This window comes from Pantoea sp. Ae19-2 (assembly GCF_059801205.1).
Genome location: NZ_JBCHWE010000001.1, coordinates 1,546,081 through 1,563,876 on the forward strand (window position 1 = coordinate 1,546,081; position 17,796 = coordinate 1,563,876).

18 protein-coding genes, 1 pseudogene and 1 other annotated feature are annotated in these 17,796 nt (G+C 52.9%); of the genes and pseudogenes, 6 read left to right on the plus strand and 13 right to left on the minus strand.

What is annotated here, in order from left to right:
* Positions 1–67: 67 nt before the first annotated feature.
* Positions 68–364 carry a YciI family protein gene (locus tag AAIE03_RS07140; RefSeq protein WP_014605725.1) on the minus strand — a complete coding sequence of 99 codons (297 nt, stop codon included), beginning with the start codon at positions 362–364 and terminating at the stop codon, positions 68–70.
* Between the two features lie 197 nt (positions 365–561).
* Here AAIE03_RS07140 and tonB point away from each other — a divergent pair, with 197 nt between their 5' ends.
* The gene (tonB, locus tag AAIE03_RS07145; RefSeq protein WP_013025954.1) at positions 562–1,320 is read left to right on the plus strand and encodes a TonB system transport protein TonB; all 759 of its coding nucleotides are present in this window, start codon (positions 562–564) and stop codon (positions 1,318–1,320) included.
* Between the two features lie 115 nt (positions 1,321–1,435).
* On the opposite strand, the gene yciA is transcribed toward tonB, so the two are convergent.
* Genes yciA through AAIE03_RS07165 form a run of 4 tightly spaced genes read right to left on the minus strand, consistent with a single transcriptional unit; the run spans position 1,436 to position 3,688 of the window.
* On the minus strand, positions 1,436–1,858 hold the full coding sequence (gene yciA, locus AAIE03_RS07150) for an acyl-CoA thioester hydrolase YciA (RefSeq protein WP_013025953.1): 423 nt from the start codon (positions 1,856–1,858) through the stop codon (positions 1,436–1,438).
* A 55-nt stretch (positions 1,859–1,913) separates the two neighbouring features.
* Positions 1,914–2,453: a septation protein A gene (locus AAIE03_RS07155; RefSeq protein WP_014605727.1), complete on the minus strand. Its 540-nt coding sequence runs from the start codon at positions 2,451–2,453 to the stop codon at positions 1,914–1,916.
* A 56-nt stretch (positions 2,454–2,509) separates the two neighbouring features.
* The gene (locus AAIE03_RS07160; protein WP_013025951.1) at positions 2,510–3,244 is read right to left on the minus strand and encodes a YciC family protein; all 735 of its coding nucleotides are present in this window, start codon (positions 3,242–3,244) and stop codon (positions 2,510–2,512) included.
* 27 nt (positions 3,245–3,271) lie between these two features.
* Positions 3,272–3,688 carry a YkgJ family cysteine cluster protein gene (locus tag AAIE03_RS07165; protein WP_015700210.1) on the minus strand — a complete coding sequence of 139 codons (417 nt, stop codon included), beginning with the start codon at positions 3,686–3,688 and terminating at the stop codon, positions 3,272–3,274.
* 251 nt (positions 3,689–3,939) lie between these two features.
* On the opposite strand from AAIE03_RS07165, the gene ompW reads away from it, so the two are divergent.
* Complete coding sequence (gene ompW / locus AAIE03_RS07170; protein WP_014593818.1) at positions 3,940–4,572, plus strand: outer membrane protein OmpW; 633 nt, start codon at positions 3,940–3,942, stop codon at positions 4,570–4,572.
* Positions 4,573–4,619: 47 nt separating this feature from the next.
* Here ompW and AAIE03_RS07175 read toward each other — a convergent pair whose 3' ends face one another.
* The 6 genes and pseudogenes from AAIE03_RS07175 to AAIE03_RS07200 form a co-directional block, all read right to left on the minus strand.
* On the minus strand, positions 4,620–4,934 hold the full coding sequence (locus AAIE03_RS07175) for a BON domain-containing protein (RefSeq protein ID WP_014605729.1): 315 nt from the start codon (positions 4,932–4,934) through the stop codon (positions 4,620–4,622).
* A gap of 144 nt (positions 4,935–5,078) precedes the next feature.
* Complete coding sequence (gene trpA, locus AAIE03_RS07180; RefSeq protein WP_014605730.1) at positions 5,079–5,882, minus strand: tryptophan synthase subunit alpha; 804 nt, start codon at positions 5,880–5,882, stop codon at positions 5,079–5,081.
* The gene (trpB, locus tag AAIE03_RS07185; RefSeq protein ID WP_013025946.1) at positions 5,882–7,072 is read right to left on the minus strand and encodes a tryptophan synthase subunit beta; all 1,191 of its coding nucleotides are present in this window, start codon (positions 7,070–7,072) and stop codon (positions 5,882–5,884) included. The genes trpA and trpB overlap by 1 nt, the downstream gene beginning before the upstream one ends.
* 47 nt (positions 7,073–7,119) lie before the next feature.
* A complete protein-coding gene (trpCF, locus tag AAIE03_RS07190; protein WP_014593816.1) occupies positions 7,120–8,481 on the minus strand; it encodes a bifunctional indole-3-glycerol-phosphate synthase TrpC/phosphoribosylanthranilate isomerase TrpF in 1,362 nt (453 codons plus the stop codon).
* 2 nt (positions 8,482–8,483) lie between these two features.
* Positions 8,484–10,077: pseudogene (gene trpD, locus AAIE03_RS07195) on the minus strand (bifunctional anthranilate synthase glutamate amidotransferase component TrpG/anthranilate phosphoribosyltransferase TrpD).
* Positions 10,077–11,639: an anthranilate synthase component 1 gene (locus tag AAIE03_RS07200; RefSeq protein WP_022623217.1), complete on the minus strand. Its 1,563-nt coding sequence runs from the start codon at positions 11,637–11,639 to the stop codon at positions 10,077–10,079. Before AAIE03_RS07200 ends, trpD begins: the two are co-directional and overlap by 1 nt.
* Before the next feature lie 23 nt (positions 11,640–11,662).
* Positions 11,663–11,767: a sequence feature (Trp leader region), on the minus strand.
* Positions 11,768–11,921: 154 nt separating this feature from the next.
* On the opposite strand from AAIE03_RS07200, the gene rnm reads away from it, so the two are divergent.
* A complete protein-coding gene (gene rnm / locus AAIE03_RS07205) occupies positions 11,922–12,809 on the plus strand; it encodes an RNase RNM (protein ID WP_019105132.1) in 888 nt (295 codons plus the stop codon).
* A gap of 9 nt (positions 12,810–12,818) precedes the next feature.
* Positions 12,819–13,439, plus strand: coding sequence for an L-threonylcarbamoyladenylate synthase (locus AAIE03_RS07210; protein WP_498562904.1), 621 nt, complete (start codon positions 12,819–12,821; stop codon positions 13,437–13,439).
* A 5-nt stretch (positions 13,440–13,444) separates the two neighbouring features.
* On the opposite strand, the gene AAIE03_RS07215 is transcribed toward AAIE03_RS07210, so the two are convergent.
* A complete protein-coding gene (locus AAIE03_RS07215; RefSeq protein WP_013025940.1) occupies positions 13,445–14,086 on the minus strand; it encodes a hypothetical protein in 642 nt (213 codons plus the stop codon).
* Positions 14,087–14,552: 466 nt separating this feature from the next.
* Here AAIE03_RS07215 and AAIE03_RS07220 point away from each other — a divergent pair, with 466 nt between their 5' ends.
* On the plus strand, positions 14,553–14,753 hold the full coding sequence (locus tag AAIE03_RS07220; RefSeq protein ID WP_028715218.1) for a hypothetical protein: 201 nt from the start codon (positions 14,553–14,555) through the stop codon (positions 14,751–14,753).
* Positions 14,754–15,249: 496 nt separating this feature from the next.
* Positions 15,250–16,134, plus strand: a complete 885-nt coding sequence (gene rluB, locus AAIE03_RS07225; protein ID WP_014593812.1) for a 23S rRNA pseudouridine(2605) synthase RluB — start codon at positions 15,250–15,252, stop codon at positions 16,132–16,134.
* Between the two features lie 92 nt (positions 16,135–16,226).
* On the opposite strand, the gene AAIE03_RS07230 is transcribed toward rluB, so the two are convergent.
* Positions 16,227–17,540, minus strand: a complete 1,314-nt coding sequence (locus tag AAIE03_RS07230) for a CitMHS family transporter (protein WP_013025938.1) — start codon at positions 17,538–17,540, stop codon at positions 16,227–16,229.
* Positions 17,541–17,796 lie beyond the last annotated feature (256 nt).

The following is a 17,796-nucleotide window of genomic DNA, read 5'->3' on the forward strand; positions in this document are numbered from 1 at the left end:
AATATCATCTCGAAAAAAAAGCTTCTGAGCGGCTGCCCGGAAGCTCTTTTTTGGCTGCGGAGTTAAATCAGAAGACGCGCTTAAACGGCTTAACGCTAACCTGCTTGTAAACACCGGCGGCGATGTAGGGATCGTCTGCAGCCCAGGCCTGCGCCGTTTCCAGCGACGGGAATTCGGCGACGACGGTGGAACCGGTAAAGCCCGCAACGCCCGGATCGTTACTGTCGACCGCAGGCATAGGACCGGCGACGATTAACCGACCTTCTTCATGTAACAGCTTCAGACGTGCCAGGTGAGCGGGGCGCACGGCGTTGCGTTTTTCCAGAGAATCGGCGTTATCTTCAGCATAAATGACGTAAAGCAATTGGGCGCTCCCATTAACTCTTAAATTTGGCAACACGGTAAGGGATAGTTAAGTAGAGTGCAAACGAAACCTTGCGTCAATGGCCTCTGCAGCATATTGGGCTAAACAGGCTTTTTTAGCCGCAAAACAAGGAGGTTATTGAAACTGATTGCTATTTGCATTTAAAATCGTGACTTGATTTCACTACTGCGATTGCTATGACCACGCTGACTATGCCCTTACCGAAACGCACGCCTGTCGCCATGATCTTGTCTGTTGCACTGCACGGTGCAGTCATTGCGGGTGTTCTTTATGCGTCTTTTCATCAGACCATTGAGTTACCTAAAGCATCACAGCCGATTAGCGTGACGATGGTTGCACCGGCCGTTCAGCCAGAACCTGCAATCGCCCAACCCGCGCCGCAACCGACGCCTCAGCCAGAACCGGAACCCGTACCGGAGCCTCAACCTGCGCCAGAGCCGCCAAAAGCCGAACCGGTGCCGATCCCCAAACCTGAACCTAAGCCTAAGCCAAAGCCAAAGCCCCGTCACGAGCCTAAGCGTGAACAACCCAAGCGCGAGGTGAAACCGCGTCAGGACGTGAAACCGCAGGCAAATCCGTTCAGCCATGATACGGCCGCCACCCAAAGCAAGCCTGCCACCGCGCCAAAAAGTACGCCGTCGGCAGCACCCACGCAAAGTGTTTCCTCCGGGCCCAAAGCGCTTAATATCAGCAAGCCGTCTTATCCGCCACGGGCGGCGGCCTTGCGCGTTGAAGGACGCGTCAGGGTAAAATTTGACGTAGACAGCGACGGCCGGGTCGATAATATCGAAATCCTTTCTGCCGAACCGCGCAATATGTTCGAACGTACCGTTAAGCAGGCCATGCGAACGTGGCGTTATCAGAGTGGAAAACCAGGCAGCGGCCTGACGATGAATATCGTATTCAAAATTAACGGCGGGGCCAGCATCGAATAGCCGGAGAAAGGCTGTCTGAAGGGCGCTTGTGGCGCCGTGAGCGATCGCAACCTGCGCGTCGCTTACGGCAACAGGGAATTATCTGCAGGGCAGATTCAGCACCGAAAACCTGTTATCAGGCAGGGTAGGACTGGTTATCCCGTCCTGCTGGCAGTTGGCGAGGATGCCCCTCGTTGTCCACCGCGACGTAAATAAACACGGCTTCGGTAGCACAATATGTCTGCCCGATAGGTTCAGATGACACCTTCTTGATCCATACCTGAACGTTAATCGTCATCGAGCTGTTGCCGGTGCGGATACAGTGCGCATAGCAACTGACGACATCGCCCACTGCGACGGGTTTTAAGAAGGTCATACCATCAACGCGTACGGTGACGACGCGGCCTTCAGCAATCTCTTTAGCCTGGATCGCGCCACCCATATCCATTTGTGACATTAACCAGCCACCGAAGATATCGCCGTTAGCATTTGTATCCGCTGGCATCGCCAGGGTGCGCATCACCATTTCGCCCTTGGGCAATTTATGTTTATCGTCCATTGCTCTGGTTTCTTAAGTCTGAGAGAGACGTTGCCCGCCTGAGCGGACAACAGGTTTATTTTTGTTCTTGTTGCGGCATCTTACGCCAGATATAGACGCCGCTCAGCAGCGTAAACAGCAGCGTAAGGCCGGTCAGTCCAAACACTTTGAAGTTAACCCAGACTGACTGAGGTAACCAAAACGCAACATATATGTTTGCCAGGCCACAAATCAAGAAAAACAGCGCCCAGGCGATGTTGAGATTTCGCCAGACGTGGTCAGGCAGTTCCAGCTCTTTACCCAGCATGGTCTGTATTAACGGCTGTTTCATGAACCACTGGCTGAACAGTAACGCCAGCGCAAACAGGGTATAGATGACGGTGACTTTCCACTTAATAAATTCATCATTATGGAAAACCAGCGTCAGCGTGCCGAAGACGGCCACCAGAACGAAAGTGAAAATCGTCATTTTCTCAAGCTTGCGATACAGCACCCAGCTCGCAACCAGCGCCAGTCCGGTCGCGACAACCAGCGCGCCCGACGCCACAAAAATGTCGTACAACTTATAAAAAATAAAGAAAACAACAAGGGGGAGAAAGTCGAGTAGCTGCTTCATAGTCATTCCAGTTAAGGCTGCATGGCCTGCCAGTGCGCCGGAAGGCGCACGGACAATCAACGTAACAGCATATAAAGCCGGTACAAATAAATCACCAACAGGGTCGAAACCAGGTTACCGATGGCGGTGAAAATCACCGTTGAAACATTCATGGGCAACAGGGTTAATGAGGTAAAGAAAAACATCACGGCGAGCTTAGCCAGTAACCATACGATAATGGCAGGGGCAATCAGCTTCACGTTTTTCCAGGCCATTCGCATGCTGGCGCGCATTGCGGCGATAACGCCGAGTTTTTCACTCGCCAGAATGATTGGCGACAGCGACAGCACAATGGTCAGCAATACGCCCGGAACCACCAGTACCATAAAGCCCAGCTGCGCCACCAGGGTAACGAGAAACGTCAGCAGCAGTAGCTTTGGTAGCAAGGGTGCAGAGGCGCCAATCGCTCGCAGCGCACTTACGCGTTGGCCTGACGAAACCAACGGAATCAGGCACAGCATACCGCCCAACAGCAGCGTATTCCCCACCAGCCCCGCAAACGTTCCCGCTGCAGAAGCGCGCAGCAGCACCTGTTGCTGTTCGGGTGACATGCTCTGCACCATATCGAACAGCGAGGTACTGCTAATTTCGCCTTGCTGCAATATCGCCATTTGATCGTCACCGGGCGTCAGAACGTGTAACAGCATGACCGTGACAAACGCGGTCAGCAGCGACATCAGCACCAGGGTGAACAATTGATGACGAAAAAAATTTCCAGTGTCACGGTATAACGAGCTTGCCGTGATAGACATGTACTCTCCTTGAAAGAACCGGGTTAATTAACCCGGCGATTGTACATGTTCTGACGGCTCGCTGGCACCCGCAACCCGATAACTTTCTGTCATATCAGGTAAAGATGGGTGAAAAAGTGCGGGAAGGCCAAAGCGCGCTCTGGCCCGGTCGCAGCCTTCGTTCCAAACCCCCTGTTCTCCAGACATCTCAAACTCACGGCAGGGCGAAGGCCGGTTTTCATAGATACTGCACGAAACACAGCCGCCAATATCGCCCTTGAGCGCGACACAGCGCGGTGTGCGATCGTTCGTGCCGCGCATATTCCGCATTAACAGACTCAGGGGCTCCGTTAATTCCGTTGGCACCAGCCCCCCGGCGTCATCGGCTTCTGCCCAGTAAAAAGAGACGCGAAAGTGGGCACAACAGGCACCACAGCTAATACAAGGGTTGAGAGTATCGCTCATTTGATCGCCCGCCACCTCTGAGGCATCGAAGCAAAACAGTCTGGGGAGATCAGCAAAGTAATGCGGCGTTACGGTTTCGGCAAGGGATATTTAGCGACCACCAGAGCACGCAAAATTGATTTGAATCAATTCATTGTTTTTTAAATCATTTTTCCGGGTTGATTTAGATGCAATTGACAATGAATCGCGCTAAATCTGTGCGGACAAAAAAATGATTCAGTGCAGGCATTCAATTTCTCACAGGAGTGAATATGAAACTGGCTAAATGCGCCATGCTGCTGGCGCTTGCATTACCGCAATTTGCGTTGGCTCACCAGGCGGGCGATTTCTTTGTCCGTGCAGGAAGTGCCACAGTCCGACCCACCGAAGGCTCAGACAATGTGCTGGGAATGGGGCCGTTTAGCGCAAGCAACGACACTCAGCTGGGCTTAACCTTTACCTATATGGCCACTGATAATATCGGGGTTGAGCTTCTGGCCGCCACGCCGTTTCGTCATAAAGTCGGGCTGGGCCCAACCGGCACCCTGGCGACGGTACGTCAGCTGCCGCCCACGCTGATGGCACAGTATTACTTTTTTGACAGCCAGAGTCAGGTGCGTCCCTATGTGGGCATCGGCGTTAACTACACCACCTTCTATGATGCCGATTTTAACCAGACCGGACGGGATGCGGGCTTGAGCGATCTCAGCCTGAAGGATTCGTGGGGCGTTGCCGGGCAGGTGGGGCTGGATTACCAGATCAACCGCGACTGGATGCTGAACGCTTCCCTGTGGTACATGGATATTGATACGCAGGTGAAATTCAAAGCGGGCGATCAGCAGCAGAATATCCATATGCGCGTGGATCCCTGGGTGTTCTTCTTTGGCGCAGGTTACCGTTTCTGATAAAAAAAAGGGCCACGTCAACGTGGCCCTACATTTTTTAACCGACGTTATTTAATTTGCATGTTATTAACGACGGATCTTACGCCTGCCACGCTGCGGGTAACCTGGACGGCATGGTTAGCCATCTGCGGCGAGCTGACAAAACCGCTGAGCTGCACTTTACCCTTAAAGGTTTCAACGTTGATTTCAGTCGATTTCAGCGACTCATCTTTTAACAGTTCTGCTTTTACTTTCGTGGTGATGACGGTGTCATCGATATAACCGCCGGTGCCTTCTTTAGTTGGCGTTGGCGCACAGGCGCTCAGTGTTAATGCAACAACAGCCGCGACCATGGCACTTGCCAGCACTTTAAACCATTTCATTGCTTCTCTCCCTGTCACAAATTGGATGCGACGTTACCATAACGGCGCCTGTTAATTGTGGTGCAGAAAATCCGAAATTAGCAAACCGGGAATGAAAAAAAACAGGGAAATCATGCCTTACCGGGCGGTAAGGCATGTGGGGAATTAGCGGGTGGCGGCTTTCATTCTTGAGACAAAGTCTTTTAATTCATTCAGCATCACTTCGGGCTGAGCCAGGTTTTTCTCGATAATTTTTACTACGGCAGAACCTGAAATCGCCCCAGCCACGCCTGCATCAATGACTTCTTTCACCTGAGAAGGTTCGGAGATGCCAAAACCTTGTAAGGATGGCGGCGCATTGTACTCACGCATTTTATCGATCAAATGCTTTAGAGGCAGGTTGGCGCGATTTTCAGCACCGGTAATGCCAGCTCGTGAAAGCACATAAATGTACCCACGACCATGTGAAGATATTTGTCTCAGAAGTTCATCATCTGCATTTGGCGGGCAGAAGAAAATAGGGGCGATGTTGTGGCGCATGGCAGCCTGGCGGAATGGGGCAGACTCTTCTACGGGAACATCACCAATTAATACGGAATCAACCCCTGCTTGTTCACAGCGTGTATAAAACTCTTCGATGCCATTGTTAAAGACTAAATTCGCATACATCAGCAAGCCAATCGGCAGTTCAGGGTATTTCTGGCGTACGCTTGCAATTATCTCAAAGCATTGTGTTGTGGTGGTGCCAGCGGCAAAGGCGCGAAGGCCTGCGCCCTGAATAGTTGGTCCGTCAGCGAGCGGGTCAGAGAAGGGAATACCGAGCTCAAGAGCATCAGCGCCACCTTCAACAAGGGCATCAATAATGCGTAGTGATAGGTCTGGAGAAGGATCTCCCAGAGTAATGTAAGGCACAAACACGCCTTCTTTCTTCTCTGCCAGACGTGAAAACAGTCGATCGTAACGTTCCATCAGATTTCTCCCTGCGCAGTCAGAATATCGTGGACGGTGAAGATATCTTTATCACCGCGACCCGAAAGGTTGACGACAATCAACTGCTCTTTCTCGGGTTCTGCCTTAATCATTCTCAGCGCGTGGGCCAGCGCGTGCGCCGACTCCAGGGCAGGAATGATACCTTCGGCGCGGCACAGCGTTTTAAAGGCAGCAAGCGCTTCATTGTCGGTTACCGAAACATAGTCAGCCCGACCAATACTGTTGAGGTGAGCGTGCTGAGGACCGACGGAAGGAAAGTCGAGTCCGGCTGAAATTGAGTATGACTCTTCAATCTGCCCTTCGTCAGTCTGCATCATCGGGGCTTTCATACCGAAGTAAATGCCGACGCGGCCGTGCTTCAGTGGTGCACCGTGTTCGCCGGTTTCAATCCCGTGTCCGGCCGGTTCAACACCAATCAGCTTCACCTTCTCTTCGTCGATAAAGTCGGCAAACATACCGATGGCATTGGAGCCCCCGCCGACGCAGGCGATCACGGCATCCGGCAGGCGACCTTCCTTTTCCAGAATCTGCTTTTTGGTCTCTTCACCAATCATGCGCTGAAACTCACGCACAATCGTCGGGAACGGGTGCGGACCCGCCGCAGTGCCCAGCATATAGTGAGCGGTTTCATAACTGCCTGACCAGTCGCGCAGCGCTTCGTTGCAGGCATCTTTCAGCGTGGCAGAGCCGCTGTGCACCGGGATGACCTCGGCGCCCATCAGGCGCATACGAAAGACGTTCGGCGACTGCCGCTCTACGTCTTTGGCGCCCATATAGATGCGACATTTCATGCCCAGCAGCGCGCAGGCAAGGGCAGAGGCGACGCCATGCTGGCCTGCACCGGTTTCGGCAATGATTTCGTTTTTGCCCATGCGCTTAGCCAGCAGAGCCTGCCCTAACACCTGGTTGGTCTTGTGCGCGCCGCCGTGCAACAGGTCTTCGCGCTTTAAGTACAGGCGGGTTTTCGACCCTTTGGTCAGATTACTGCACAGGGTTAAGGCTGTGGGGCGGCCAGCATAATTTTTCAGCAGATCGGTAAATTCAGCCTGGAATTCCGGATCTTTTTGCGCGCTGACAAAAGCTTCTTCTAGCTGTTTCAAGGCCGGCATCAAAATCTGCGGCACATACATGCCGCCGAAGTCGCCAAAATAGGGATTAAGTAAGGTCATGTTTTGCTATCCTTTTTTTTGGCCCGTCAACACACGGGCCAGGTCAATCAGTAGGCGCGAAGCGTCCGGAATACCGAGGCAATTTTGCTGGCGTCTTTAATACCCGGCTCGCTTTCCACGCCCGAATTGAAATCCAGCCCTGCACAGCCTAACTGAGCGGCTTCGACGCAGTTGTCAGCGCTCAGTCCTCCTGCCAGCAGAACATTCTTCAGGTCCTGTCCTTTTAGCAGCGACCAGTCAAATGTCTGGCCCGAGCCTCCGTTGCCGTTATCGAAGACATAGCGGTCAACATGGGGCCAGCGACGTTCGGGCAGGGCCGTCTGGATGCTGAGCGCTTTCCAGATTTGCACGTTTTCTGGCAGCGCCTGATAAAGCTCAGCCACATAGGCCGGGTCTTCATCGCCATGCAGTTGCACGGCACTCAGCTGTAACGCCTCTGTTTTTGTGACAATGTCACTTATAGCGGCATCACGGAACACGCCAACATACTTTAGCGGTGCGCCAGCCATGACCGCGCGTGCACGCTCGGTATCAACCTGACGCGGCGAACCTTCAACAAAGATCAAACCACCAAAAATGGCACCTGCCTCGCAGGCCGCGCAGGCGTCTTCAGGACGGGTCAGACCGCAGACTTTATTGCTGCCTAAGGTGACGCGGCGCACGGCGGCATGAAGATCCTCTTCTTCCATTAGCGCAGAGCCGATGAGGAAACCATTCGCAAAGTGGCTTAACTCGCGGACATCCCGGTAGTTGTTGATGCCCGACTCGCTGATCACGGTGACGCCGGGGCCCAGGCGCGGGGCCAGTTCACGGGTCCGGTTAAGGTCGATGGAGAGATCGCGTAAGTCACGGTTGTTGATGCCGACCACTTTGGCTTCCAGCGCAATCGCGCGTTCCAGCTCCTGCTCGTTACTGACTTCAGTCAGGACGCCCATCTGCAGGCTGTGCGCAATGGCGGCCAGCTGGCGATACTGCTCGTCGTCAACCACAGAGAGCATCAGCAGGATGGCATCCGCCTGGTAGTAACGCGCCAGGTAAATTTGATACGGATCGATAATAAAATCTTTGCACAGGACCGGCTGCGTAATGGCTGCGCTGACGACGGGCAAAAAGGCGAAGTCACCCTGAAAGTATTTCTCGTCCGTTAATACGGAAACGGCAGAGGCATAGTGGCGATAAACCCCGGCTATCATCTCAGGATCAAAATCATCACGAATAAGCCCTTTGGATGGAGAGGCTTTTTTGCATTCCAGAATAAAGGCAGTGCGGGTGCCCTGCAGTGCGTCATAAAAACTACGGCTGGAAAGCGCCACTCGCTGCTGGAAACTCTCCAGAGGTTGCTGCTGCTTACGCGCCTCAACCCAAACGGCTTTGTCTTTCACGATTTTATCTAACACTGTACCCTGCATGATTATCCTCTTGCTGCCAGAGCCACCACGCGCTCATAAGCCTGACCGCTACGGATGGCATTGAGCGCACGCTGTGCATTTTCACGGAGATCTTCATTACCAAACACTTTGAGCAGCATCGCCACGTTGACGGCAACCGCCTCCTCGTGGGCCTGCTCGCCATTACCCTGGAGTAAACGTGTCAGAATGTCACGGTTTTCTTCGGGCGTGCCGCCGGCCAGCGCCTCTTTAGGATGGAAGCCAAAGCCGAAATCCTCTGGCGCCAGCTGATAGCGGGTAATCTCACCTTCACGCAGCTCCGCTACATGGGTGACATCGTGAAGGGCCACCTCATCCATGCCGCCCCCGTGTACCACTGCCGCGCGCTGGTAACCCAGAACTTTTAGCGTCTGCGCGATGGGCAACACCAGCTCGGGGCTGTAAACCCCAATCACGGCCAGCGGTGGACGTGCAGGATTAATCAGCGGCCCCAGCACGTTAAACAGCGTGCGGGTTTTCAGCTGTTGGCGCACCGGCATGGCATGACGAAAGCCCGTATGGTACTGGGGGGCAAACAGGAAGCAGACATTAAGATCGTCCAGCGCTTTGCGTGCCCGCGCCGCAGGCATATCAAGATCGATGCCGAACGCCGCCAGCAGATCGGAAGAACCTGATTTGCTGGATACGCTGCGATTTCCGTGTTTCGCCACCTTCAGGCCGCAGGTTGCTGCGACAAACGCGCTGGCGGTGGAAATGTTAATGCTGTTACTGCCATCGCCACCGGTGCCGACAATATCGGCAAAGGCATAATCCGGGCGAGGAAAGGGTTTAGCATCTTCCAGTAAAGCACAGGCCGCTCCGGCAATTTCCTCGGGGTTTTCGCCACGTACCTTCATAGCAATCAGCGCGGCGGCCAGCTGAGTAGGTTCAAGCTGACCGGTGATGATGGCGCTAAACAACTGATGACTCTCGTCTTGCGTCAGGATGTGCGACTGGTAAAGTTTTTCCAGAATCGTGTTCATACCTTGCTCCCTGTTACTTCGCCAGCGCCCAGGCCAGCGTCTGTTCAAGCAGACGTGCGCCCTGCGTGGTTAAAATGGATTCCGGATGAAACTGGAACCCGCAAACGCGATCTTTCTCGTGACGGACCGCCATCACCATACCGTTGTAGCTGGCATTCACCGTCAACTCATCGGGTGTATTACTGCCAACCAGTGAGTGATAACGGGCAACGGGAAGAGGATTGCTGAGCCCGGCAAACATCGCTTCACCGTCATGACTGATGGCAGAGGCTTTACCATGCAGAATTTCGCCCGCCTGGCCGACGTGGCCGCCGTAGGTTTCAACAATTGCCTGATGCCCAAGGCAGATACCAATAACCGGTAGCTTTCCGCGAACCTCGCGCAGCAACGCTGGCATACAGCCCGCATCTTTCGGTGCGCCGGGTCCGGGAGAGAGCATCAGCACCGGATTATTCATGCTGTGCAGTCTGTCGAGCAACAGCGACGCCGGCATCGTATTGCGATAAACCACCACGTTATGCCCGAAGGTGCGCAGCTGATCGACGAGGTTGTAGGTAAAAGAGTCGATGTTGTCCAGCAGCAGGATGTCAGCCATCAGAAAATCTCCTTGCAGTGATGAGCAGTGGCAATTGCGCGCAACACCGCGCGGGCTTTATTACGGCTTTCGTCCGCTTCGGCCTGCGGGTTTGAATCCAGTACCACACCGGCCCCGGCCTGCACCGTTGCCACGCCGTCTTCCACATAGGCTGAGCGGATCACGATGCAGGTGTCTAAATCACCGTTAGCGGTGAAATAGCCCACTGCGCCGCCATAGATGCCGCGACGGGTGCCCTCAGCTTCGGCAATCAACTGCATCGCTCTGACTTTTGGCGCACCACTAAGGGTGCCCATGTTCATGCAGGCGCGATAGGCATGCAGCACATCAAGATCATCGCGCAGCGTGCCGACGACGCGTGAGACCAGATGCATAACAAAAGAGTAGCGGTCCACTTTGGTCAGATCGGCAACATAGCGGCTGCCGGGGCGACAGATACGGGCTAAGTCATTGCGCGCCAGATCGACCAGCATCAGGTGCTCTGCCAGCTCTTTGTGGTCCGTGCGCATTTCCAGCTCAATACGGCTGTCGAGATCGCGATCCAGGGAGCCGTCGGCGTGACGACCACGTGGACGCGTACCGGCTATGGGGTAAATTTCAATCTGACGTGAAGCGGCATCGTACTTCAGTGAACTTTCAGGCGAGGCACCAAACAGTGAAAAGTCCTGGTCCTGCATAAAGAACATATAAGGACTTGGATTACTGCGTTTCAGCGTGTCGTAAGCCGCCAGCGCAGATGGGCAGGGCAGCGAAAAGCGGCGTGAGGGCACAACCTGGAAGATTTCGCCAACGCGAATGGCTTCCTGCATTTTGCGCACCACCTCACAATACTCATCATCACTCTGGCTGGTGGTCAGCGTCATGGTTTCGACAGGCTGAACCGGCAATACCGGCGCAGGCTGTAACATCTGCCCATGCAGTTGCTCAATACGGCGCTGCAGACGCTGAAATTCAGAGGTGGAAGCGCTGAACAGACTGGCCTGCAGGCGTGCGCTGCGCGCCTGGTGATCCAGCACCAGTAGCGTTTCCGCCAGATAGAAGCAGTAGTCGGGGCAACGTTGCTCGCTGCTGAGCTCGGGTAAATCTTCGAAGCCTGCGACCAGGTCATAGGCGAACAGCCCGCCAACAAACACGGCTTCACGCTCTTCACTGGGTGAATTCACCAACTGCGGGATCAGACGCAGGGCATCAAATACCGACAGGGCGCGCAAGCGGGAATCTTCATCCTGCTGATCCTGAGGCGCAGGAAAGGTCAGAACACGGCCGTCAGGACGCGGTTCATTCAGAATGTCAGAGGGTAACGCGTCATCCAGCAGCGGCAGCAGTGCCCGACCATTGTCAGACAGCGCCTGAAAGGTGACGCGATTGCCCAACGCGCTAATGCGCAGGGCGCTGTCGACAATCATCAGGCTTTGTAAGTTTTCTTTGCTGTCAATGTCCGCCGATTCGAGTAACAGGGTGGCCGGACGCGCACCGCATAACTGGTGAAACACCGCGGCAGGATCTTCCCGATAGGGCGCGCTGCCGGTAATTAACTTCACTGTAGGTTTTGCATTGAGCATGATGATTTCTCTGAATATCGTCCAAAAAAAAGCCCGCTCGGTGGCGGGCTCAGGTATCTGCACAGTGTTTACGCTAGGTGTGCACGACAACGTCGCCCGTACTGGGAAACATTGCGCCACCAACCCATCAAAAGCGTAATAACAGTTTTCATGATCAAATACCCGTTTGCGGTGAACTTGTGTACTAGTTAACTGGTTCGTGACAAAAATGTCAATACACTTTTTAAGTGACCGATAAAATCGTTATTATGCTGACCCGAGCAGTAGCCAGCAGGAGTTGTTTTGAGCGATATCGCCCGTTTTCCGCTTTACGATCTTCATAGTCACACACGGGCTTCAGACGGATTACTGTCGCCGCAGGCGCTGGTTGAGCGCGCGGTCGGCCTGCGCGTCGGGGTGCTGGCCATTACCGATCACGACACCGTTGCGGGCGTGACCGAGGCGCAGCAGGCCGTACGGGATCAGCAACTGCCCCTTAGCGTTTTAGCCGGTGTTGAAATTTCCACGCTGTGGGAAAACCATGAGATTCATATCGTCGGCCTCAATATTGATATTCAGCATCCGGTCATGACTCAGTTCCTTGCCGGTCAGTCTGCGACGCGGCTGGAACGCGCACATCGCATTGCTGAACGGCTTGAAAAGGCCCAGATCCCGGATGCGCTGGCAGGGGCTATGCGTTTGGCTGATGGCGGAATGATTACGCGTGGCCATTTTGCCCGCTACCTGGTCGAGGTGGGAAAGGCCAACAATATGGCCCAGGTGTTTAAAAATTACTTGGCACGAGGCAAAACCGGCTACGTCCCGCCCCTATGGTGTACAATTAATCAAGCTATTGATGCTATTCACCATTCTGGTGGATGTGCCGTGCTGGCACATCCGGGACGGTATGGATTATCGGCAAAATGGCTAAAGCGCCTGGTCGCGTTTTTTAGCGCCGCGGGGGGGGATGCTATCGAAGTGGCGCAGTGCCAGCAGGCACCTGATGAGCGTACGACGTTAGCGCAATATGCCCGAGATAACGGCCTGGCAGCATCGCAAGGTTCTGATTTTCATCAACCCTGCCCGTGGATCGAACTTGGCCGCAAATTGTGGCTGCCCGCGGGGGTTGAACCGGTTTGGGAACGTTTTCCCGCGCTGGCACCCGTAGTCGAATGTACGGAAAGGGGATAAGAGGTTTCTATGAGTCAACTGTTTCATATTCATCCAGATAATCCGCAACCGCGCCTGATTAATCAGGCGGTAGAGTACCTGAATAAAGGTGGCGTTATTGTCTACCCGACGGATTCGGGTTATGCCCTGGGGTGTCGGCTGGAAGAGAAAGGGGCGATGGAGCGAATTTGCCGCATCCGTCAGCTGGACGGCCATCACAACTTCACCCTGATGTGCCGTGATTTATCTGAGCTGTCTGTCTATTCTCTGGTCGGTAATAGCGCCTTCCGGCTGCTTAAAAATAACACGCCAGGTAATTACACCTTTATTCTCAAGGCGACCAAAGAAGTGCCGCGTCGTCTGATGAATGATAAGCGTAAAACGATTGGATTACGCGTACCTTCAAATCCGGTCGCGCTTGCGCTGCTTGAGGCGCTAAACGAGCCAATGATGTCCACCTCGTTAATTCTGCCGGGTAATGACTTTACTGAATCCGATCCGGAATATATTCAACACAGCATTGGCAAACTGGTCGATTTAATTATTGACGGTGGCACGCTAGGACAGCAGCCCACCACCGTCATCGATCTGACCAGCGATGCACCTGAAGTCGTCCGTGAAGGTGTGGGGGATGTTACGCCTTTTCTGTAATACACTCAGGTTTTACGGGTGGCCGGAAGGGTCGCCTGTAACCAGTTTTTAAACTGGCCGTAAGGGATATACAGTGACACGTCTTTTAAAATCACTTTTCCGCTGCGGCCATTTTTAATGGCATCTGAATAACCTACGATAACCCCGCCCAGCGTATCATCACTGTTGTAAACACCGCCGCCGGACATGCCCTGAACCACACCGGCGTTAGACGCCATCGCGATACAAGGGCTTTTATTCCAGGTATTACGAATGGCTGTGCGCGCCAGGTTTACCCCTTTCGACTCCACCGGCATGGCGGAGATATAGCTGTATCCGTACATTTTCACCGCATCACCAATATCGGTGCTGCGGAACTGGGTTAGCGTATTAGGGGGATTCTTGTGATAAATAATCGCAAGGTCGCAATAAGGGTGGTAGGACTTCACGCGCTGCACGGCAAATTTAGCCACGTGCGCGGCAGTCAGGCTGTAGTCAGGCGTCAGAGGAATGCTGGTGCCCAGCGTCCCTAAACCGAGAATGGTAGGGATGCCTGTCACACTCATATCCACGTGTTGCATTGCCGTACGGCTGTACTCAGTGTGACCCACAGAACAACCGCTTAGCGCCAGCGTCATAAGCGCCGGGCATAAAAACTGTTTTTGCATAATGATGTCTTCAGGTGAGCATGTCAGTAAAATCCCTGGTGAAGATTTAAGACATGCAAATTAAAGCTCATCGTGAGCCGTATTAACGCAATATTCCTGATGCGCCGGTTTATAAATATTCAATAACAACCAGTTAGCTGTCTTTCCATACTGCCGCGATAAAGATACCGAAGCCTGTAAGGTTCTTAGAATTAGACGGCCAGAAAGGTCGTATAAGGGTTATCGGCTAAAATTCGTATTAGCCCAATTTTTTTAATTAACTTTTGCTTTATTGACAGAACGACTGCATGTGCAGCAGGCCAACCCAATCAGGCCAGCACAAGGGTATTATCGGACAATAATTAAAATTGTACAATTTTTTTATCTTTGTATAGCTTTGTCATGCGATTATTGTTGTTTTACAAGGTAAAAAACGCAGCTGTCCAGCGTGAAAGGGTTGGGTTTCGCGCATTCCTGTACAGGCTAAATGGCCACGCGTTTATTTGAGTTAAGTGAAATTTTGCCCGATTTTTATTTAACTCAAATTAAATGGGGTGCGCTAAATAACCTTCCTCATGGAACTTTTGTTGTCACCGCAGAAGCCGTGAGCGAACCGCTTAAATTGTTTGACGGTAAATCTATAGTACAGAAATCATTAAATACAAATCTGTTTTATAGCCATTTTTAAAAACAGATGACGCGTAAAGTTTTATAGTCGCTCATCTGAGAAACATTAGATAAAATTAAGTAACAAGGCGTTACATTTTGCGTTGAGGACAAATAAATCTCTGCCGGGAACCTGTTACAGAAAAGAGCGCGGACAGCCGTGAATCCAGACGACAGTATGCTGAGGATCTGAGGAGGCGCCTTTCTGATAATTATGCAGACAAGGCGTGGCGCGAGCCCGGCTTCAAAGACGACGTTTTCATTATTACAATAAAGAGCAGGCTTCGCTTTCCTTGCCTTCAGCCGCGTTGATGCGTAACAGACGAGCGGTGGGTTTCATCTGTTTTCATGCTGATTTTTACTTACCTGCGGCGCGCATCAGGGCAATGCCATAATACGGGTTACATTAAGAGGGACATCCTGTATAATGGGGCCAACAGGAAAATATAAGCCATTGATTTTTAAGGTTAAATTCCTAATCCATCCGACGCCTGGGAAGGCGACAATGAGGTAGCTCCATGAGCGAAAAGTTACAAAAAGTCTTAGCGCGTGCCGGTCATGGCTCGCGTCGTGAAATTGAAGCGATGATTGCTGCCGGGCGCGTGAGCGTTGACGGCAAGCTGGCCACTCTCGGCGATCGTATCGAAAACAGCAAGGCCCTGAAGATCCGTATTGACGGTCATCTGGTGTCGATTGCTGAATCAGCAACAGAAGTCTGCCGTGTTCTGGCCTATTACAAACCTGAAGGTGAGCTTTGTACCCGCAGCGATCCGGAAGGGCGCCCTACAGTCTTTGACCGACTGCCGCGCCTGCGCGGTTCGCGCTGGATCGCCGTGGGCCGCCTTGACGTCAATACCTGTGGATTGATGCTGTTCACAACCGATGGTGAACTGGCTAACCGCCTGATGCACCCCAGCCGTGAAGTTGAACGTGAATATGCGGTGCGCGTGTTTGGTCAGGTTGATGACGACAAAATTCGTCAGCTCAGTAAAGGTGTGCAGCTTGAAGATGGCCCCGCGGCATTTAAAACACTGCGCTTTGCCGGGGGGGAAGGGATTAACCAGTGGTATAACGTAACCCTGACCGAAGGACGTAACCGGGAGGTTCGTCGTTTGTGGGAAGCGGTGGGCGTTCAGGTGAGTCGACTGATGCGTGTTCGCTATGGCGATATCACGTTGCCAAAAGGCGTACCACGCGGTGGCTGGATGGAGCTTGATCTCCCTGCTGTTAACTATCTGCGCAATATGGTGGGAATGGACGATGAGACCGTCACCAAGCTGGCTGTCGAAAAAGATCGCCGCCGCACCAAAGCCAACCAGATCCGTCGTGCCGTTAAACGCCACAGCCAGACCAGTGGCAGACCTGCGCGTCGTAATCCGGGCAGCAAACGCAACGCGACCTGATATCAGGCTGAGCTGAAGCGCCGGATTAATAAAAAAGCCGCAACGTGATCGTTGCGGCTTTTTGCTGTCAGGGAGAGGTGATCTGAGCCGGTTTAGCGGTGGAACAGTGGAAACGCGCCGGTAATTAATCCCCCGGCCATTAGCACCAGACTGATTAAAATGCCCCACTTAATGGCAAAACGCTGGTGGTCACCAATATCGACTTTCGCCAGACCGACCAAGAGATAAACCGATGGAACCAGCGGGCTGAGCAGGTGGAAAGGCTGACCCACAATCGAAGCGCGGGCAATTTCCTCAGCAGAAATCCCATAGCTGGCCGCCGTTTGGGCAATGACCGGCAGGATGCCAAAGTAGAAGGCATCGTTGGACATAAAAAAGGTAAAAGGCAGGCTGATTAATGCGGTGAATACCGCGAGATAGGGGCCAAAGCTGTGGGGGATAAACGCCAACAGGCTCTTCGCCATGGCATCCACCATGCCGGTTCCGGAAAGGATGCCGGTAAAAATACCTGCGGCAAAAATCAGGGCTGTGACGGCCAGCACATTACTGGCATGGGAACCAATACGCGCCTTTTGCTCTTCCAGCGTAGGGTAATTCAGCATTACCGCAATCGCGAAGGCCAGCATAAACAGAATCTGGATAGGCATCGCGCCAATAACCAACAAAACCAGCAGCACCGTGGTAAGAATAAAGTTTGGCCAGAACATTTTAGGTCGACGATTCGCCGCGCACTCTTCCGCATCGCCCAGGCCCAGCTCAATATTATCCAGATGGTGATCGTTGATGCTCATGACCCCCAGGCGCTTACGTTCCTGCAGGCCAAACAGAAACGCCAGGCCGACAAGGGCCACGCAGGCGATAAAAATGGCCGGCAGCATGGGAATAAAAATGTCCAGCGCGTCAATGCGCAATGCCGCCGCCGCACGGGCCGTCGGGCCGCCCCAGGGAGAAAGGTTCATGATACCGCTTGCAAGGTTAACCAGACAGGTCATTGCCAGCACGTTCATACCCAGCTTGCGGTAAAGAGGAAGAAACGCGGCAATCGCGATCATGTAAGTTGTTGAGCTGTCACCATCCAGTGAGACCAGCAACGTTAACACGGCCGTTCCGACGAGAACCTTAAGCGGATCGCCACGTACGATTTTCAAAATAAACCGCACCAAGGGGTCAAACAGACCCGCATCGATCATCAGGCCGAAGTAGAGGATAGAGAAGGTGAGCATCACGCCCGTAGGAGCCAGCGTTTTCACACCATCGAGCATCATGGCGCCCAGACCCTGGTAAAATCCCCCTATCAGGGCGAACAGTGTCGGAATAAGAATTAGCGCTATCAGCGCTGACATGCGTTTGGTCATGATTAAATACATGAAACAAACAACCATCGTAAAACCCAGTATGGTCAGCAAAATAACAGCCCTCTTATTGGCAAAAAGTTATTCAATTGTGAGTAAGCAAGTTAATAATTTATGGAATTACTTAGCGTGTTAATAGTTAACCTGTTGTTTTGATTAACCATGCACATAGAGATGATATTAAAGCTAAATTATTTTTATCATTTCTTTAACATAAAAGGGTGATCCCGATCGGTTTCCGGCCCGGCTGGCCCGGCACAATGTGACTGTGATCAATGAATGCTGGCGCGGGAAAGGGTTAATTTCAGGC

Coding starts and splice junctions, on each gene's coding strand:
- trpCF (WP_014593816.1), bottom strand. CDS start 8,481: ATGCAGGGTACAGTGTTAGATAAAATCGTGAAAGACAAAGCCGTTTGG.
- rluB (WP_014593812.1), top strand. CDS start 15,250: ATGAGCGAAAAGTTACAAAAAGTCTTAGCGCGTGCCGGTCATGGCTCG.
- ompW (WP_014593818.1), top strand. CDS start 3,940: ATGAAACTGGCTAAATGCGCCATGCTGCTGGCGCTTGCATTACCGCAA.
- AAIE03_RS07215 (WP_013025940.1), bottom strand. CDS start 14,086: ATGCAAAAACAGTTTTTATGCCCGGCGCTTATGACGCTGGCGCTAAGC.
- trpB (WP_013025946.1), bottom strand. CDS start 7,072: ATGACCTTACTTAATCCCTATTTTGGCGACTTCGGCGGCATGTATGTG.
- AAIE03_RS07165 (WP_015700210.1), bottom strand. CDS start 3,688: ATGAGCGATACTCTCAACCCTTGTATTAGCTGTGGTGCCTGTTGTGCC.
- AAIE03_RS07155 (WP_014605727.1), bottom strand. CDS start 2,453: ATGAAGCAGCTACTCGACTTTCTCCCCCTTGTTGTTTTCTTTATTTTT.
- AAIE03_RS07220 (WP_028715218.1), top strand. CDS start 14,553: ATGGCCACGCGTTTATTTGAGTTAAGTGAAATTTTGCCCGATTTTTAT.
- trpA (WP_014605730.1), bottom strand. CDS start 5,882: ATGGAACGTTACGATCGACTGTTTTCACGTCTGGCAGAGAAGAAAGAA.
- tonB (WP_013025954.1), top strand. CDS start 562: ATGACCACGCTGACTATGCCCTTACCGAAACGCACGCCTGTCGCCATG.
- AAIE03_RS07160 (WP_013025951.1), bottom strand. CDS start 3,244: ATGTCTATCACGGCAAGCTCGTTATACCGTGACACTGGAAATTTTTTT.
- yciA (WP_013025953.1), bottom strand. CDS start 1,858: ATGGACGATAAACATAAATTGCCCAAGGGCGAAATGGTGATGCGCACC.
- AAIE03_RS07175 (WP_014605729.1), bottom strand. CDS start 4,934: ATGAAATGGTTTAAAGTGCTGGCAAGTGCCATGGTCGCGGCTGTTGTT.
- AAIE03_RS07210 (WP_498562904.1), top strand. CDS start 12,819: ATGAGTCAACTGTTTCATATTCATCCAGATAATCCGCAACCGCGCCTG.
- AAIE03_RS07200 (WP_022623217.1), bottom strand. CDS start 11,639: ATGCTCAATGCAAAACCTACAGTGAAGTTAATTACCGGCAGCGCGCCC.